Annotated in this window: 16 protein-coding genes; 1 reads left to right on the top strand and 15 read right to left on the bottom strand. The window is 33.7% G+C overall.

Going from position 1 to position 17,021, the window contains the following annotated elements; genetic code table 11:
• Positions 1 to 56 precede the first annotated feature (56 nt).
• A complete protein-coding gene (locus K9L86_00640; protein MCF7907375.1) occupies positions 57 to 1,322 on the top strand; it encodes an O-antigen ligase family protein in 1,266 nt (421 codons plus the stop codon).
• Here the strand turns inward: K9L86_00640 and K9L86_00635 are convergent.
• From K9L86_00635 to K9L86_00565, 15 genes are all read right to left on the bottom strand, one after another.
• Positions 1,242 to 2,246, bottom strand: coding sequence for an undecaprenyl/decaprenyl-phosphate alpha-N-acetylglucosaminyl 1-phosphate transferase (locus tag K9L86_00635; protein MCF7907374.1), 1,005 nt, complete (start codon positions 2,244 to 2,246; stop codon positions 1,242 to 1,244). The two genes, K9L86_00640 and K9L86_00635, sit on opposite strands and share 81 nt — an antisense overlap.
• Positions 2,233 to 3,360, bottom strand: a complete 1,128-nt coding sequence (locus tag K9L86_00630; GenBank protein ID MCF7907373.1) for a glycosyltransferase family 4 protein — start codon at positions 3,358 to 3,360, stop codon at positions 2,233 to 2,235. The genes K9L86_00635 and K9L86_00630 overlap by 14 nt, the downstream gene beginning before the upstream one ends.
• Positions 3,361 to 4,464, bottom strand: coding sequence for a glycosyltransferase (locus tag K9L86_00625; GenBank protein MCF7907372.1), 1,104 nt, complete (start codon positions 4,462 to 4,464; stop codon positions 3,361 to 3,363).
• Between the two features lie 230 nt (positions 4,465 to 4,694).
• The gene (locus tag K9L86_00620; GenBank protein ID MCF7907371.1) at positions 4,695 to 5,447 is read right to left on the bottom strand and encodes a hypothetical protein; all 753 of its coding nucleotides are present in this window, start codon (positions 5,445 to 5,447) and stop codon (positions 4,695 to 4,697) included.
• A 151-nt stretch (positions 5,448 to 5,598) separates the two neighbouring features.
• Positions 5,599 to 6,342: a polyprenol monophosphomannose synthase gene (locus K9L86_00615; protein MCF7907370.1), complete on the bottom strand. Its 744-nt coding sequence runs from the start codon at positions 6,340 to 6,342 to the stop codon at positions 5,599 to 5,601.
• Between the two features lie 131 nt (positions 6,343 to 6,473).
• Positions 6,474 to 7,415: a flippase-like domain-containing protein gene (locus tag K9L86_00610; GenBank protein ID MCF7907369.1), complete on the bottom strand. Its 942-nt coding sequence runs from the start codon at positions 7,413 to 7,415 to the stop codon at positions 6,474 to 6,476.
• Position 7,416: 1 nt separating this feature from the next.
• Positions 7,417 to 8,523 carry a radical SAM protein gene (locus K9L86_00605; GenBank protein MCF7907368.1) on the bottom strand — a complete coding sequence of 369 codons (1,107 nt, stop codon included), beginning with the start codon at positions 8,521 to 8,523 and terminating at the stop codon, positions 7,417 to 7,419.
• A complete protein-coding gene (locus tag K9L86_00600) occupies positions 8,523 to 9,506 on the bottom strand; it encodes a glycosyltransferase (protein MCF7907367.1) in 984 nt (327 codons plus the stop codon). Before K9L86_00600 ends, K9L86_00605 begins: the two co-directional genes overlap by 1 nt.
• Before the next feature lie 25 nt (positions 9,507 to 9,531).
• Positions 9,532 to 10,515: a radical SAM protein gene (locus tag K9L86_00595; protein ID MCF7907366.1), complete on the bottom strand. Its 984-nt coding sequence runs from the start codon at positions 10,513 to 10,515 to the stop codon at positions 9,532 to 9,534.
• A gap of 7 nt (positions 10,516 to 10,522) precedes the next feature.
• Positions 10,523 to 11,503, bottom strand: coding sequence for a radical SAM protein (locus K9L86_00590; GenBank protein MCF7907365.1), 981 nt, complete (start codon positions 11,501 to 11,503; stop codon positions 10,523 to 10,525).
• Positions 11,504 to 11,508: 5 nt separating this feature from the next.
• Positions 11,509 to 12,675, bottom strand: coding sequence for an aminotransferase class I/II-fold pyridoxal phosphate-dependent enzyme (locus tag K9L86_00585; GenBank protein ID MCF7907364.1), 1,167 nt, complete (start codon positions 12,673 to 12,675; stop codon positions 11,509 to 11,511).
• A gap of 68 nt (positions 12,676 to 12,743) precedes the next feature.
• The gene (locus K9L86_00580) at positions 12,744 to 14,351 is read right to left on the bottom strand and encodes a hypothetical protein (GenBank protein ID MCF7907363.1); all 1,608 of its coding nucleotides are present in this window, start codon (positions 14,349 to 14,351) and stop codon (positions 12,744 to 12,746) included.
• A 10-nt stretch (positions 14,352 to 14,361) separates the two neighbouring features.
• Positions 14,362 to 15,102, bottom strand: a complete 741-nt coding sequence (locus tag K9L86_00575) for a glycosyltransferase family 2 protein (protein MCF7907362.1) — start codon at positions 15,100 to 15,102, stop codon at positions 14,362 to 14,364.
• A gap of 12 nt (positions 15,103 to 15,114) precedes the next feature.
• Positions 15,115 to 15,972 carry a ChbG/HpnK family deacetylase gene (locus K9L86_00570; protein MCF7907361.1) on the bottom strand — a complete coding sequence of 286 codons (858 nt, stop codon included), beginning with the start codon at positions 15,970 to 15,972 and terminating at the stop codon, positions 15,115 to 15,117.
• 22 nt (positions 15,973 to 15,994) lie between these two features.
• Positions 15,995 to 17,011, bottom strand: coding sequence for a radical SAM protein (locus K9L86_00565; GenBank protein MCF7907360.1), 1,017 nt, complete (start codon positions 17,009 to 17,011; stop codon positions 15,995 to 15,997).
• Positions 17,012 to 17,021: the final 10 nt, after the last annotated feature.

Raw genomic sequence — 17,021 nt, 5'->3', positions numbered from 1 at the left:
TAAATCTTTTTACTATATGTCAAATTCTAGTTATAATAGTAACAAACCTAAAAAATATGCCAATAATTACTTTAACCAAATCAATAGCGAATAAACTTAATTCACCGCTCAGGCCTCTGACTGAAAAACAGAAATTAAAACTACAGTCAGCAATATGGAAAATTATAGTTAGCTGTATTTTCCTTTACCCGCTTCTGCCGATATTTGGCTCTAGGATGCTTGATTCAACAGTTAATTTTGTAATTTTTTGCTCTAGCCTTTTATATATTTTTATCTTCCGAAAAAATATCAAGAAAAGTTTTTTTAACTTAATAATCATAGTTTTTTTCTTAAACCTATTTGGTTCAGCACTGTTTGTTTCTGATCTTGTATCAAATCTAAATAAAGTTTATGACTTTTTTATCATTCTGTTATTATTTTACTTCGCTAAGCTTACCCCAAAAAACAATCAAATAGTTCTGATAAAAACACTCCTCCTGAGTTGCTGCTTTGTGGCCATTTACAGCCTTTGGGCATTATTTAATAACTATTTTGTAAAAGAGCTATTATCGCAATCAAGAGCCTTGGCCCCTTTCATTAACCCCAATCTTTTAGCCGGTTATCTAATAATACTAATCTTCATCAGCCTTGGCCTACTTTTACAAAAAAAAGAAGAAGCTAAATGGGTATTTGATAAATACCTGGCCTTTTTTTGCGTCCTTATTTCTTTTATTGCCTTCTTCTTTACTAAATCTATCGGCGGATGGTTATCCTTGCTTAGTCTGTTGCCTTTTCTACTATTTTGGCGTAAAAAAATAAACAAAAAAAGCATTACCGCTATTCTTGTAATCGGCTTATTATCAATAATTGTTTTTTATCTACGTCTGAACAATCCGGAAAAAATAACCAACCCCTTTTTTTCTATTCACCAAAGAGTCGCTTACTGGCGCGGAACAACTGAAATAATCAAACAACACCCTTTTGTCGGCGTCGGTTTAGGCAATTTTTATTTGCCCGGGTCTCGCTATAGCCACAACTCTTATCTTCAAATTTGGGGTGAGCTTGGAATGATAGGAATTTTAAGCTGGCTAGTGATAGTTTTTAATTATGTAAGAATGAACTTAAAAATACTTATAGCTTCGAAAAACACATTACTATCATTAGCTATATTCGCAGCTGGGTTGTCGTTTCTCCTGCATAATATTGTCGATTTCTCTTTCTTTATTCCTCAAGTAGCTTTTCTCTGGTGGATAATCCTCGGACTAACAACTAGAAAATTTACTGACATTAGCCTTAATGATCATAAGAATTGTTCCCAAAAAGGCAATAATCAGAAAAATTAAACACCATAGGCCTGGACCATTCAATAAAAGAATTGCACTTAAACACCAAACCGCAGTTAAAAAATAAATACTTGCCAAAGACCGCTTGTAAGAATAGCCCTTTAACAAATAACGTAAAATGATGTGATCATCACTTTTCCGTAAAGGAGAGATTTTCTTACTAGCACGCACCACAATGAGATAAAATGTGTCAACAATCGGCAATCCTAGAACCAACAGGGGCAAAAAAATGGCTAAAATATTATCGAAGCTGGCATAGTCTCCATAAATGCTTAAGGTTGCAAACAAGAAGCCTAAAAAGTGACTTCCAGCATTACCCATGAATATTTTAGCCGGAGGGAAATTAAACAAAAGAAAAGCCAAAAGAACCCCAAAAAGAGCAACAAAAACAAACAATAAAAAGCTTCCAGTCTTTAAAGCTATCACTAAACATGCCAAGCTAACAATCAAAGCTATACCTGCACATAGCCCATCAGCGACATCAAGATGATTAAAAGCATTGGTTATCCCTACTATCCATAAAAAAGAAATAAGATAATTAGCCCAGTTTGGTAAAAAATAAATCTGGATTTGCTTTCCGTAAAGGAGAAATAAAAATACAAAAATGATTTGAATCAGGACTCTGGCCTTAAGCTTTAAATCCTTCAAATCGTCTATCCACTCAACCAACAACAATATAAATGAAAAGGTAATTATCCAAATAAACTGAAAAGGCACAACTTTAGCTTTAATAAAAGAAAATAAAATAAGGCAAATGATAAAAACCAGAGAAAAACTAACCCCCCCAATATAAGGTATATTTCTATCTCTGATAAAAAGATTGTGTTTTAAAGATAGCTTTCTTGAAATAGCAAGAAAAAATATACTGAGCGTAAAAGCAAAAAAGAAAAGCGCTAACAGCTCTATCAACTTAAATAGTAGCATAAATATTTTCTATTTCTCTCAGCGTTCTAGCAAAAGACCAATATTTTAAATTTAACTTTTTCCGGCCATTCCTGACAATTGTACTCCAATTATCATAGTTTTTCAATATTTCCCAACAAGCGCTCTCTATTTCTAAAATATTGGTTGGATTGACGACCACCCCCTGATTGCCGCTTTTCACTATATCGAAAATGCCACCGGTATTAGTGACTACCACCGGAACTCCTGATACAACCGCTTCAATCAAAGACACTGGTAGACCTTCCCATAAAGAAGTGAGCACAAACAACGATGCCATTTTAAATAAAAGAGAAACATCGTCAGACCAGCCCTTTAGGTGCACCTTACCGCTTAGCCCTAGTAACTCTATCCTTTTCTCCACTCTCTTACGCAAAGGTCCGTCTCCGGCTATGATAAAATTCAACTGAGGATTTCTATCAAGAAGCATTTTTGCTAATTTCAAAAAATTAAAAATATCCTTTTGAGGCTTAAACGAAGAGATTGTAAAAACAGTATTACCAGGAAAAATTTCGCTTCTTTGATCATACACCTTATTAAACTTATCTATTTCTATGCCATAATGAACAAGAAAAATTCTATTTTTATCGGCGATTTCATTCTCTATTCCTGTTCTAAGGTCTGCTTCAGAAACAACTATTATCTTTTTTGTAATCTTGGCGGTCACTTTTTCAATTAAAATATATAAATAATGCACTATCGGATTCATGAATTTATGAAAAGGCCAACCGTGTACAGTGTAAATAATACCTTTTACGCCTGCCAGATAAGCCGCCCATCTTCCCAAAATAGAAGCTTTAGGGGAATTAGTATGAACTATATCGAATTTATTTTTTTTGATATAGAAATATAATTTCAAAAAAGCAATAAAATCGTAGAAAGGATTAATATTTCTTATCAACTCCGGAATTAATTTTATATGTAAATATGGGAGTTTTAAAAATTCTTCCTTGAGATAGCCCTGGTCTCCGGAAGATAAATACAGTGAGTACTTGTTTCTATCTAGATTTTTTACAAGCAAAAGCAACTGACCCTGAGCTCCTCCCAATTCAAGGTGGGTAATAATAAAAAGTATCTTTTTTTTAAACGGCTTCATTTAATTTTCAAAAATAGGAATAAGTTTATTTTTGTATGTCGCGATAGAAAGCTCTTCAGGGATATATAATTCTTGGAGCTTTTCTACTCGTGCTGGTTCAAAGTTTGAGGCTATCTCACAAATCCTATCTATACTAAAATCGTTTCCCCGACCAAAGATATCACGTACTTCTTTTAGACCTCCAACCTGAGGAAAAAAAGTTATTTTACCAAAAGTTAAACTTTCAGCTACAGAAATTCCAAACGGTTCTTTTCTTTTAAAAGGAAAAACGCAAATATTGCTTAAAGAAAGTATCCTATCAACATCATCTCTAAAACCTAAAAGGACTACATTTTTTAGAGTATCCCCCTCTATCAATTTTTCTATTTTTGCTTTATATAAACGATTTCTTAAATTGTTCGGCGATATATCACCGGCGATAACCAAAAGGATGTTGGGATTTTTCTTTAATGTCCTTTTAATATCAACTATAAATTCATACTGTCCCTTAGAAGGATGCACTCGAGAAATTATTGAAATAACCGTTGATTTTATAGGGATATTTAGCTCACTTCTTGCAAGATCTGATTTGTAGATTTTATAGTCCGTAGCATTTAAAGGTTCATAAATAATAATGCCCCTTTCTTTGCCAAGCAAGGCTTCCCTAATAGCTTGAGATTGACATATTATTTGGTTTGAAAATCTGATAATGAATGCCCCTAGAGCTTTATTCAAAAAACTAGAAGGCAGAAACTCTCTTAAATACCAGATATGTCTTTTTTTGGTAAATTTAGCAACAATAGCCGGAAAAACTAAAAGTAAAGAATTACTACAAATTATTTCAATATCTTTGCGGATTGCATAAATGCTAAAATAAATAACGGAAAAAATAAAATGAAAAGGAAAAAAAATATAATATAGCGGTGAAAGCGAGATTTTAAGGATCGGTATCGGAAATATTTTTAAAGATACATTTAATTTTTCGATTTTTTTAGAAAGGGGGCCTTGGGAAGGCAAGACTACCGTTATTTCAAATTTATCAGACAAAGTTCTAATAAAATTAATTAACCCTCTTTCTGCTCCGTAGATATAAGCTCCAGCGTTAAAAACCAGAATTTTTTTCATTTTTCGCCCTACAACTATCAACTATATATAGCTTAACATCTTTATTAATTCGTATTTTATGTTTATGCGTATTTTGATAAGACTGCAATTCATGAGGAACTTCACATGTTGATCGGATTAACCCCCCCCCATAAATTGTAATATTGAATTTGAATCGTATAGAAGGATTTATGAAACTGCAATAAAAAAATTATCAAGTTTCATTAGCTAAAACTTGCACGCTGGCCTTATTATTCTTGACTTTCCTTTGGAGTTCCGATTTGTTGACCATTTACCTTTGCTGAAACCAAATTTCGCTTGTTGGTAGTAGTACTATCCTCGCCTGAAGAAAAATCATGTTCGATATAAATATAATCAGCCTTAACTACACCTACCCCTAAAGCAAGCCAAACGGTAGACTCAATATTTTCATAATTGCCATCTGCGTAGGCTCTTTCACCCGTCGACGTAAATTTAAGGCAATCATCAAATAATCCTGCGGGAACTTCTACTCTTTCCACTGATTCCAATGTTATCGTATTTGTATTCAGTCTGGCTCCTTCACTTGAGCGATCACCATACCCGATTGCATTGCTTAAGAAAGTTTTACTCTCTCCAACTGCAAGATTTGCCAACTGCATGAACGGCGGGGTAAATATATCATAACCACCTGGACCATCTATTAACTTGTACAGTTTTAGTCCTTCTGAGTCTACAGCCAAACATTCTTTTTCCTCTAAGGCTCCCGAAACCTTTACCATGGTCCTTTTACCGGAAATAGATTCTTTTGATTCTATTTTATCTACTTCAATCATATCGGAAAATTCTGCCTTATCTGCTCCACCCTCAACGTAGCCTATTCCGCTTGTTAAATACTCCCAACTATCACCTTCATTTAAAGGGTAATACTTACTTAAATCATAAGCTAAAGCTAATGGAGTAAAAGCAAATGTTATTGCAAAAATCAAAGCCGCAAAACATAAAGTTTCCATGGTCCTAATCATTTTGGACACCTCCCTTTAGCATTGTAAATTGTGCATCTAATATAAAAACACACTTCTTTATCCCTTAATTTTATCATATTCTATATAGAATCAAATACTTTTTTAATCGTATTTCTTAAAAAATTTCCCTAACCTTTAAGTCGAAAGGCCTTTATTTATTGATAATATTTGATCCTGTATTGCGCCCCCTGGAGAATCGATTAAAAAACAAACACAAAACTCTAATAAAAGCCTCTATGACAATCGGCAAAGACATTTTAGACTTATCATATCTTCTTCCTTGAAAGATAATTGGATGCTCAATTACCTTAAAGCCTTTCCTTAAAGCTCTAAAAACCATTTCAATCTGGAAAGCATACCCTCTGGAAGATATAGTTTGGAAATCTATTTCTTCCAATACATTCTTTCGCAAGCATTTGAATCCGCTGGTTAAGTCATAGACCTGCGTCCTAAGCAATATTTTTGAAAAAATATTTGCCCAGCGGCTCAACAAAACTCTCGGATATGACCAATCGTAGACTCCTCCACCCTTAATATATCTGCTGCCAATAACTAGATCATACCTCTCAATTAAAGCGATCATCTTTAACACCTCACGCGGAGCGTGAGATAAATCTGCGTCCATTTGAATTATTATATCGTAACCTTTCTTTAGGGCATATTTAAACCCCTCTATATAAGCACTGCCCAAGCCTTGACGACATGCCCGAGTTATTAAATGTAGCTTAGGATATTCTCTTTGCAACTTTATTACTATTTGAGATGTCCCGTCAGGCGAGCTATCATCCACTATCAAAACAGAAATATTACTTGCCAGAGAAAAAAGTTTACCTAACAAAGGTAAAATATTCCCAGCCTCATTGTAAGTAGGGATAATTGCTATTATCTTGCTCATCGTATACTCATTTTGCTACCTTAATGCTATATATCTTTTTTTGCCGCTCAAAAATAATAAATTATTTATCTAGCCAAATATTTCCGCATTACTAACCTTTAAAAACTCTCCTAGAAACCATAAAATATTAATCAGACCATAATCTTTTTCAAAAACTTTCTAAGGAATAACAAACTGAATGTTAATGGTAAAACAAATTGGATAAATGACATAAGCACTCCACTGCTCAATAATTTTTCAGGTGAGCCAAATTGTAAAAAAAGTAAAACTATGCTAGCCTCCCTTGTCCCTAAACCCGAAATGGTTATGGGGATATTACTTATTATGATTGTCCAAGGTACAAATATAAGTATCGCGTATAGTGGTATATCTAAACCGACTGTCTTAAATATAAAAATAAATATAAACAATTCACCGACCCACATAATAACCGAATAAAAAAGTATCACCACTAAACTTTTTAATTTAAAATTCCTGTGAATATTGAATAAAGCCTTTAGAGACTCATAAAATTGAAAATTTACTTTTTTAGCCAAATAAAGAATAAACTTATTTATAAATTTAAATGATAATATACAAAAAATGAATAGAAATGCTAAGATTAATGAGAAAAAAATAATGTTATCTAATTTAAAAAAATAAATGTAAGCAGACGACATAATGCTAATTAAAACTAAAAGATTAATTATGAGCTGAAAGAGTAAAGAACCAACCCCCAAAGAAACTGGAAATTGCTTCTGTTTTTTAAGATAAAAAGCTCTTAACAACTCTCCGCTTCGAAATGGCAACATCGATTTTGCCGGAATACTTCCAATCCTTATAAACATTGCTTCCTTCAAGCTAATATGGCAATTGAGCTGTCGAAGTATTTCTACCCACTGAACAGAAGAAATAAATAATTCGGTAAATATAAATATACCGACTCCTAATAATAAAAAAAATAGATTTGCCTCTTTGAGATGCTCGGCAAATTGATAAATATTTATCTTAGAAAACAATACAACGAAAATAATTATCGTAACAATAGATATCGTAAAAGATTTTATTTTTTGAAGGTTAATTTTAGTCAACATATCAATTGTAGTTATTGCCTGATCTCTTTAATAATACATTTATATAATTCACAGTCATCTTAGGTATATATCGAGAATTATATAAAACATTAGGTAACATATTACAACCATGAAAACAATGGCATTTAGTTTCTTTTATTTTCTCAAGAACTCTTTTTGATTTTTTTGAAAACCATATTTTTTTAAAATCATAATTCGCCGTCCTTAAATCTCCCAACTTTTCCTTTCGCAATTCACAAGGAAACACCCCTCCGTCAGGGTAAATAACTACATTTATTTTACCGGCATAACAGGGAGTTATATATTTGTCAGCCTCAAAAGTCTTTACGCTTAAATCTGTCGCAATAAATTTAGCCGCAGATATTACATTAGATATAAAATGATCGCTGGCCCCTTTTAATTTACCGCTGACAACATCAGCTCTCACAACCTCTGAAAGCTTTTTGTATATAGCTATATCACTTGATTTTATTGAGTTGTCTTTTAAATTACCGCGAACTAAAGGACAATTAAATGAATCAAGTTTAAGAACATCCCTTGCGTAATGATAAATATCAAAAATATCGTTTTGATTTAAAACTGAAAATGAGCAAACGGTTGAAATAGATAATTTCGGATAAGAATTCTGAACTTTTTTTAGATTGCCAATGGTATTAATTGCTCTTTGAAAAATACCCTCTAGGCCTCTAATTTCATCGTGCCTTTTGCCAATGCCATCCAAGGAAATACTTAGGTTCAACTGTAATTTTGGACACCTTCTTAATATTTCCTTAGTATGTCCAATTATTTTATCAGTAAAATAGCCATTGGTCACTAGGGAAAGTTTTTTAATGTTGTTATTCTCATAAAAAATACGAGCAATCTCTGAAATATCTTCTCTCATGAATGGCTCACCGCCGGTGATAAGTAAAAATATAAAGTTGCCCATATTTTGCGATATCTTTTTAACCTCCTCACAAGACAATTCGTTTTCGTCTGAATTAAGGCTAGACCAATATAAGCAGTGCTTACACTTTGCATTGCATTTATTAGTAATAAAAAATGTAACATATTCTGGATTCACACTTTTCTTATTAATCAGTTTAAAAATTTGTTTAATATACTGCATTAGATAATATTACCCCCCCCAAACTTGATTACACCCCAGGTTATGCCAACGAAAGCAACTAAGCAATTAAGGTAATAAAAAACAGCAGCTTTAATTGCAAACATTATCCCTTTGGATTTCAAGGTAAAATAGATAAACTGCCTGCTAGACAATAAATATAGCAATAAGGCTGAGAGAAAAATTACATACGTTTTTGGAGCAAAAATTAAAATAATGGAACTGATCAGCAACAAAGGCGACAATAATACTGAAAATATTTTTTCCTTCGAGTGAGGAGTTTTATCCGGAGAAAATTTAAATAAACTTTTATTTTTCATTAAAGTATACACTTTATCTTGGGATTGAATAAACATTCTTTTTAGTACGCCTCGTAATTTAATATAACTTCTGTGCTCAATTTTAATGTTTTTATTTAGATATATTATTCTTTCCTGCTCAGACAGTCGCATACCAAAATCACCATCCTCGACGCTTGCATTTTTAATATTTTCATTAAACCCTCCTACCGAAACAAAGTCTTCTTTTTTTACTGCAAAACAATTTCCGATGAAAGTCCTAATATATTTACACCTGATTGCTTCAATGTGAAAATATAGGTATAAATTATGATATTGGCTTGCAAAATTCGTGAATCTACAATATTCTGTGCATGCAGTTTGAACGGCAGCAATTTCTGGTAAAGATTGAAATGAATCACTTATTAATCTCAAGGTATTGCTAAATATTTTAACATCGGAATCAATGAAACAAAAAATATCCCCTTTTGCTTGACAAGCACCAATATTTCTGGCTTTGGCCGGACCGACGTGTTCTTTCAACTTAATTATCTGGCAAAAACTATCTATTTCTCTGAAATAATCAAGAGTTGAACAATCATCTACCAAGATAATCTCACAAGGCCTAAGATCAGATTCAAAAATAGATTTCAAACATTCTTTTATGTCAGCTGGTCGATACGATGGAATTATTACTGAAATATCCATATTCTAGTTTAGAAATTATCAGATATCAATCAAATAATCTTCTAATGTTTAAAATTGTATTAAGGTTAAACTTCATCAGGCAATTTAGTTCCAAAGTACTTGAGCACCAACAGCCCTGACAAAATGGCATAGCCAACCCTCGAGCAAACATCTTTTTAAATTTTGGGTCTAAACAGTTCAAATGATAAGATTCCTCACGCGCCGCTGAACAAGGCCAAACTTTTCCATTAGCTGTGATGCAACAGATTAATTTTCCGGCATAACATTTTAATTTTAGAGGGTGCGGCCAAGTACTAAGATAGTTAAGGCTAGCAATCGAATTAATAATAAATTTATTAGTCCTTTTTGAGTCGATCAACCTTTGAACCGCCTGTTTATACTCTTTAATCTCGGGAAAAAAATCGCGAATGTCTTTTCCGGCTGAGTGCACATGGCTAACCGGTTGAAATTTTACTTTTACATTTAATTGCTTTGCCTTTTCCAAAATGAAATCTATATATTCTATATTATATTTAGTTAAAGTAGTATTGAACTTAACCTTGATGTTGTATTTTTTTGCCGTTTCAATGGCCACCATAACATTGTCATATGACCCTTTACCCCTTAAAAAATCATGTACATCTTTCGGACCATCGAAACTTATCTTTAGCATATCCAATCCCTTAATCTCATTTATTCTTTCTGGGACTAAATCACCGTTAGAGGTCAACCCCGTAAAGATACCCTTAGCCTGACTATAATCTATGATTTTACCTATATCATCCCTAAGTAAAGGCTCTCCGCCGCTAAATATTATCACCTGGTTGCCCATTTGAGACAATACATCGATTACGCAAAAAACCTCATCGCTGGATAGTTCTTTCTCAACGGTGCTCCATCGATAACAATATTTACATTTTCGATTGCATCGATTAACCAAATGCCAACTTACTATTAAAGGAATCCGGTAAGAAAAGCATTTAGCCTTTAGGATAGATTTAAGAGAAGCTATTTTATTTATTAATTTCATTACCCATTTAAAAGACATTAACCGCATTTAATATCGCCAAAGGATGCAGAGATAAAAGATAATTTAACTCAATGGTTGTGTTCCGCCAGCAACCTTGGCTACAGTTGGGGGGCCGCATACCCTTAAGGGCTGACTTAAAATCTCCTTTCAAAATATCAAACGGTAAGTAGCCGTCAGGAATCCTGTCACAAGCAGAAAAACTGCCTTGAGGACCTATCCTAAAATGAAGCGTTCCGGCCCAGCACTTTAACTCTTTGCCATGGGGCCAATTATACAAATATCGTAAGCCGGGCAGCGAATTAGCAATGTACCTATTTCCTCTTTTCTTTTCATATATAAGCCTATTTATGGCTTTTTTATATTTAGCTTCCGAAGGCATATTGTCGAATATGAAATCCTGATCATTGCGAAACTCCAAAGGTTGGAAAGTAACTCTGATACCGAGCTTAGCGGCAATTAACAATACGTAATCAAGCCTTTCCACATTCGTTTTAGAAATAACACAATTAAAGATCACTTTAATCTTGGATTTCTTTAGCAGCTCTGCAGCGCCGATAGCATGCTCATAAGAACCCGACTGGCGGTTTGAATCATGTACCTCTTTGGGGCCGTCAAAACTCAACTTAACAGACCCGACGTCTTTAATCTGGTCTAGCTTTTTAGAAATTAAAGAACCATTGGTGGTTAACTTGGTATATATTCCTTTCTGATAACAATACTTTAAAATCTTTCCTATATCATCACGCAAAAGCGGTTCGCCTCCAATGAAAGCTATAGCTTTAGTTCCCCATTTCGATAATTTATCAATGACAGCGCAAACATTCTGATAATCTAAATCTCTTACTTTTTTATTCCAAATACTGCAATATTTACAACGATAATTACACCTCTCGGTGATTACCCAACTAACCAGAAGTGGTGTCCTTTTCTTCAACAATATTTTTCCGAGTATAGCACCGCCAACCAATAATTTTTTATACGACTTCATTTTCGCTATTCTTGTTTAAAATACCTATTTAGAATGCTAGACAAACGCTCAATGTCTTTTAAAGAAAAATTACTGTATACCGGTATTTGAAAAAGATCGGCATCCGCTTCCCGGGCAACCGGATAATAATCGCCGAGAGAACTATCCTTACAGCAATTTTGTGCCATATTAGTAGTCCCGATTATCCCCTTACGGAATAAAACATTAGAAAAATTCTTCCTATTTTTGCTTTTAACAACAAAGTAATAAAATATAGGCTTAGTATGGTCGTCTAAATTCTGAGTGGCTATACTTTGATCTAATCTTTCATTTAGAAGCTTTACATTCATAATCATTCTTTCAAGTTGAAAATCTAAGGCTCCAAATTTAAGAATTCCTATTGAAGCCTGAAAATTAGTATACCTTGTCTGAAGCAACTTAAATTTTCCCTTTGTCCGCTTGGCGACTTTCTTAAGATCTTTACCAAAAATCATGGCCAGGAAAAAAAGTGGGTATATAAAAATTGTGAACAAAAAATAGCTGGTTAACATTGATTCCATAATGGTAAAAAATATCTTCTTAGCAACTCCCGAATACTTCGGGTAAGAACATACCTGCGTAGCTTTTTTTAACTTTTGATGTAATGATTTGTTACTAGTTACTATCATTCCTCCGCCGAAAGTATGAAAAGGTTTTACTGTTTCAAAACTGAAATAGGCACAATTACCGAAAGATCCGACTTTTTTATTTCGATATTCAGCGCCAATTGACTGTGCACAATCTTCAATCACGAACAAACCATGCTTTTTAGCAATCTCTGATATTCTATCCAATTCGCAAGGTTTTCCGAAAAGGTGTACCGCAATGATAACTTTTGTCTTTTCGGTAATTTTCTCTTCTATACATCGGGTATCTATATTATAATCATTAGCGTTTATGTCCACGAACACCGGGACAAACCCCGCCTTTTTGACCACTTCGGGAACAACATAAAAAGTATAAGCCGGGATAATTATTTCATCGCCTTTTTTTAGCCCTAAAGACTCTAGTATCAATTTCAATCCGTATCTTCCCGAGGAAACAGCACAGGCCGATTCGGTTCCGATATATTCAGCAAACCTCTGTTCAAATTCCTCAATAGAATCGCCCTCCATAAGCTTCCTCTGGAAAAAAAGGCTTAATAGCTTTAACATTTCTTTATATGTAACGGCTATCCTATGCGGTGGTATAGCTTTTATAAACATGGCTAGCGTAAACTCCTTTAGAAAACAAGGCTATCCTTTGCGATCACAAAAACATCTTCGGTCTCAAACAATCTGCTATCTTGAGGGACGTCCATTAAGGCAAATTTCTTTCTATTCTTTATAATATCTTCAACGTAAGCATTAAAAGGATTAAAATAAAATTGAGATCTTTTTATGTAGTCCTCGGAAAAATTACTTTTTTGGACAACCATGTGGGTTATATTATACTTTTTAAAAAAATCATCAATTTCTCGCAAATCATTAGAATAATAGGCCCGGAAAAAATCATAGGTGCGCTTCTTAATGAAAGGATAAAAATTAGCGTAATAAGGCATAGAGGTTTCTTGACTAATAAACACTATTCTTTTGGCAAAAGTAGGCACATCATCCATTAAAACCGGGTGTCCGGCAATAAGACTACTTTCAGGAAGCGTTGATAAAAACCTATAAAGGCCGGGATAGGGAGCTACGACATAATGAGCATGTAGCTTAGGCGCAAAGGATAAACCAATCAAGGCGATAAACCCTGTTATAAGTGCTATCCTGCCTGCTGACACCTTTATCTTTTGTGTAATCTCACTAACACCTAAGGTTATAATAAAAATTAAAAATAAAGGTAACGGATATCTAACATATCTTGAAGGACCGTATAGCGAATACATGAATAAATTTGCGATCCCAAACAATACAAAAGAAATAAATATAAAATAAAACAGCTGCGGTGGCATAACCTTCAAAATTTTCTTTCTGAGAACAAGGAGGGCGATCGAAGCGACCCCAAACAACCATCTCAAAGGATAATCTATTGCCAAACCACTCTCGTAGTTAGTCCAGCGTTCATAACTAGACTCAAAAAAAAGTGGTTTTCTCCCTCCGGGATAAAACTCCTCCATGGCCTTCATCTCTTTTAATTTAGTAAGCTTTATTTGACCAGATAAATATTTTGGCCACAATATTAAAAATATTATTATTAAGGTTATCATAAAACCCAATAGTTTCTTTGAGGCTGATTTATTATGTTTCAGGCAATCTATAATCAAAACTAAAAATTGAGTCAATAGACAAATTAGAAGTAAGGACGGGTGGAAAAGTGAAAGCAAAATCAAAGTTATACTAGACTTAAGTAAATCTTTTTTCAATAGATAATACAAAAACATCACACAGAAAACTACCGCAAAATCTTCTCCATTGCCGGTACCAAAAACTTCAAAAGCCTCTCTGCTCCAGGCTAAAGAAATAAACAAAAGGCCGCTTAAGAATCCACAAAGATTACCTTTCAATATCTTACCTATCCCGAACATGTAAAGCGCCGAAAACACACAAAGAAAAAAAGGTAATATTTTTGTAACCCCTATCGGATCATGAAACAGGCTTGCAAAATAATAAAATGTATTTAATCCCGAAGGATTCCAACTTCGGTAATAATCAGTTATTGGATCGTTCCGAAAAAGATTACTATTATTGTAATTACTATAAAAGTAGATTTCTTGGCGCACATCATCGTTAATCGCATATTTATTTGTCAACAAAGGGTACTGGCAATATAAAGTAACCAAAAGAGAAATCACCGCCAAAATACCCAACAAAAGTCTTTCTGTATTTTTTGAATATCGCGCTGTAGTCATAATGATATATTTACTTATGATATTTCATGTCTTTTATTGAATAAACAAGCTTTTTTGGCTTAGAGCTTTTATCACCACGCGCCCACAATAACATTACTAAATCGTGAATAACACTCCCTACCCTGCCGATATTGTAATGGGACTTGCCATAAAGCCTTTTATTGTGCCTTATCTCTACCTCGCACACTGAACAATTGCTTTCAATAAGTAAAGGGATAAAACGATGCAAACCACCGTACAAAAATATATTTTTGACCACGTCTTTCTTGTAAGCCTTATAAGTTGAACTTACTTCGTGCATCTTTACCTTAAATAAAAAAGAAATTACTCTATTTACAATTAAAGATGGCAGCCTTCTTGTAAAAAAGTTATCGGATCTTTTAACTTTCCACCCACCTACCATATCGTAACCGTCCTGAATTTTATCGATAAACTTATGAATATCCTCTGGATCATGCTGCAAGTCTCCGTCCATGGTAATAATAATATTTCCCTTTGCAAACTTAAATCCTGCGGCCAAACCGGCGGTTTGGCCATAATTTCTATCAAAACTAATAATGTTTACTGAGGTATCCTTCTCGTAAATATCAGTTAATATTCTGAAGGTATCGTCGTCGGACCCATCATCCACAAAAATAATCTCATAATCCCTACTCAAGCGCTCTAATTCCTTTTTTAACTTGTCATAAAGAATCATTATATTCTTGGATTCATTATGCAAAGGTATAATTACAGAAATATCTTTTATCATGCCGCCTTTAACTTATACATCCTTATAACTAACTAAACTTATATTGAATTGCTTCACTAATTCGCTGAACTTTGGATTAATCAATGCCTGCAATTCGCGTTCGCGTTTACCGATTAGCGAATATCTATTATAATTAAGTAAAGTACGCTCTTGCTCTCCGATGATATAGCCTGGATGACACATTATTTCAGTAAGACCATCCTCTAGGCAAGAAAACAAATTTTGATATTTTTCTAAAATCATATTGCCTGCTTCGTAAGAACCGTAAAAATAATCAGTAGATCTTAAGCCCTGCATTTGGTTTGATAACAAATTAACAACTAGTGTTTTATAAAAACATTTTCTAAAAATGCAAAAAGGGTTCGAAAATATCTTATTAAAATACATAGGCTCATTAATCGCTCTTATTTTTGATATCTTATAGCGTTTTGCCAACACTTTAAGAATCTTTAAAGCTGGCCCTATCAAATGCAGATGCTTTTCGCTATCTAGATGAGTAACTGACATTCCATTTTCTAAAGCTCTCTCAATCTGAGCAACCCATTCCGACTCAAGCTCAATCAAATCTATTTTATTCTGATATATGCCTGCTATAATTTTAAAAATATTTCGCAGGAAAAAACCTTCTTTATCAACAAGCGTTCTAACGTTCCCTAAAGGAAGAACCGGCTCACCGCGCACAATATTAAGATGAACCCCCACACCCAAACCAGGATTATCTTTAGCTAACCTTATAGCATCATAAAATGATGGCATATTTGTCATTAATGATGCACTAGTCACTGCCCCTTTCTTATGTGCTTCTATTATTCCTTTATTAATTCCTTCAGTTAACCCAAAATCATCAGCATTGATTATAACTTTTTTCATAAATATTCAATTAATTCTGCTATCACAAAAGCGATAAATCCCCCGATAAACAACCCAAACTGCAATCTTTGCACAAAGATGTTTTACCCGCACCCTTCGATGCATTCTTTCGAAATAATTTATACTTATCGCTATTCCAAATTTGCTTCAATTCCACCTGCAATATACTTCCTAAAGAATAATGCCCCTCCATATCAAAACAACAAGGAACAACCACCCCATCCCACAAAATAAGCGTTGATAACCACAGTTTATAGCAATTATTGCTTTTGTAAGTTTTTTTTCGATATGCTTTTCGAACATATCTTGAATTTTTAGGCAAAAAACTTTCATCTGAAGGAATTCCTGGAAAGTTAACACGCAACTTCTTGATTAAGGCCCGATCAACCCCCAGATTCCGTGCTAATTCCTTAAAATGAATAATGTCCCTCTCAATACCTCTCATGGCTAAAACTTGCAAATCAACGAAAGGCTTCAAGTTGTCTCCCCGCTGTTTAATTAGCAAACCTGTATTTTCAATAACTTTTTTGAAACCATCACTCCCCTTATACTTTTCGTATATCTCTGAATTTGCACAATCAAGAGAAATAATCACCTCGTCTACTTTAAATCTAACTAAATTCTCTATGTCTTGCTTGCTCAAAAATGCACCATTGGTACTGAGTCTAATAAAAATCTTCTTCATCTTTGCATACTCTATCATTTTGAATATTTCTTTATTTAATAAAGGTTCGCCTAAATTATACATAACTAAGTAAATTATGATATCTTCCAGCTGGTTTATTATTTCTTTAAAAAAATCAAAAGACATATCTCCTTTAAGCCTCTTTAATTGACCTCTACCAGTAAGGCACAGGGCACATTTCAGATTGCAATTAGTGGTCGGTTCTATCTGGACAATTGGCGGCAAACCCCACGCCTTAGGCCTTCGAAACATATAAGAAAGCAAAGATTTAAAGGCGTTAGGTAATCTCCGGCTATAAAATGTCGCCCTCAGCAATGACGCATATTTAGATAACAATATTTTTAATTTTTTCATAATTACAATC

It is taken from the genome of Candidatus Omnitrophota bacterium, assembly GCA_021735655.1.
Lineage (GTDB): Bacteria > Omnitrophota > Gorgyraeia > Duberdicusellales > 4484-171 > JAHKAJ01.
The sequence above is the reverse complement of the archived record's forward strand: the minus strand, read 5'-3'. Positions and strand labels throughout refer to the sequence as shown.

Coding starts and splice junctions, on each gene's coding strand:
- K9L86_00600 (MCF7907367.1), bottom strand. CDS start 9,506: ATGGATATTTCAGTAATAATTCCATCGTATCGACCAGCTGACATAAAA.
- K9L86_00585 (MCF7907364.1), bottom strand. CDS start 12,675: ATGTTAAAGCTATTAAGCCTTTTTTTCCAGAGGAAGCTTATGGAGGGC.
- K9L86_00565 (MCF7907360.1), bottom strand. CDS start 17,011: ATGAAAAAATTAAAAATATTGTTATCTAAATATGCGTCATTGCTGAGG.
- K9L86_00595 (MCF7907366.1), bottom strand. CDS start 10,515: ATGAAATTAATAAATAAAATAGCTTCTCTTAAATCTATCCTAAAGGCT.
- K9L86_00610 (MCF7907369.1), bottom strand. CDS start 7,415: ATGTTGACTAAAATTAACCTTCAAAAAATAAAATCTTTTACGATATCT.
- K9L86_00640 (MCF7907375.1), top strand. CDS start 57: ATGCCAATAATTACTTTAACCAAATCAATAGCGAATAAACTTAATTCA.
- K9L86_00625 (MCF7907372.1), bottom strand. CDS start 4,464: ATGAAAAAAATTCTGGTTTTTAACGCTGGAGCTTATATCTACGGAGCA.
- K9L86_00635 (MCF7907374.1), bottom strand. CDS start 2,246: ATGCTACTATTTAAGTTGATAGAGCTGTTAGCGCTTTTCTTTTTTGCT.
- K9L86_00605 (MCF7907368.1), bottom strand. CDS start 8,523: ATGCAGTATATTAAACAAATTTTTAAACTGATTAATAAGAAAAGTGTG.
- K9L86_00615 (MCF7907370.1), bottom strand. CDS start 6,342: ATGAGCAAGATAATAGCAATTATCCCTACTTACAATGAGGCTGGGAAT.
- K9L86_00620 (MCF7907371.1), bottom strand. CDS start 5,447: ATGATTAGGACCATGGAAACTTTATGTTTTGCGGCTTTGATTTTTGCA.
- K9L86_00590 (MCF7907365.1), bottom strand. CDS start 11,503: ATGAAGTCGTATAAAAAATTATTGGTTGGCGGTGCTATACTCGGAAAA.
- K9L86_00575 (MCF7907362.1), bottom strand. CDS start 15,102: ATGATAAAAGATATTTCTGTAATTATACCTTTGCATAATGAATCCAAG.
- K9L86_00580 (MCF7907363.1), bottom strand. CDS start 14,351: ATGACTACAGCGCGATATTCAAAAAATACAGAAAGACTTTTGTTGGGT.
- K9L86_00570 (MCF7907361.1), bottom strand. CDS start 15,972: ATGAAAAAAGTTATAATCAATGCTGATGATTTTGGGTTAACTGAAGGA.
- K9L86_00630 (MCF7907373.1), bottom strand. CDS start 3,360: ATGAAGCCGTTTAAAAAAAAGATACTTTTTATTATTACCCACCTTGAA.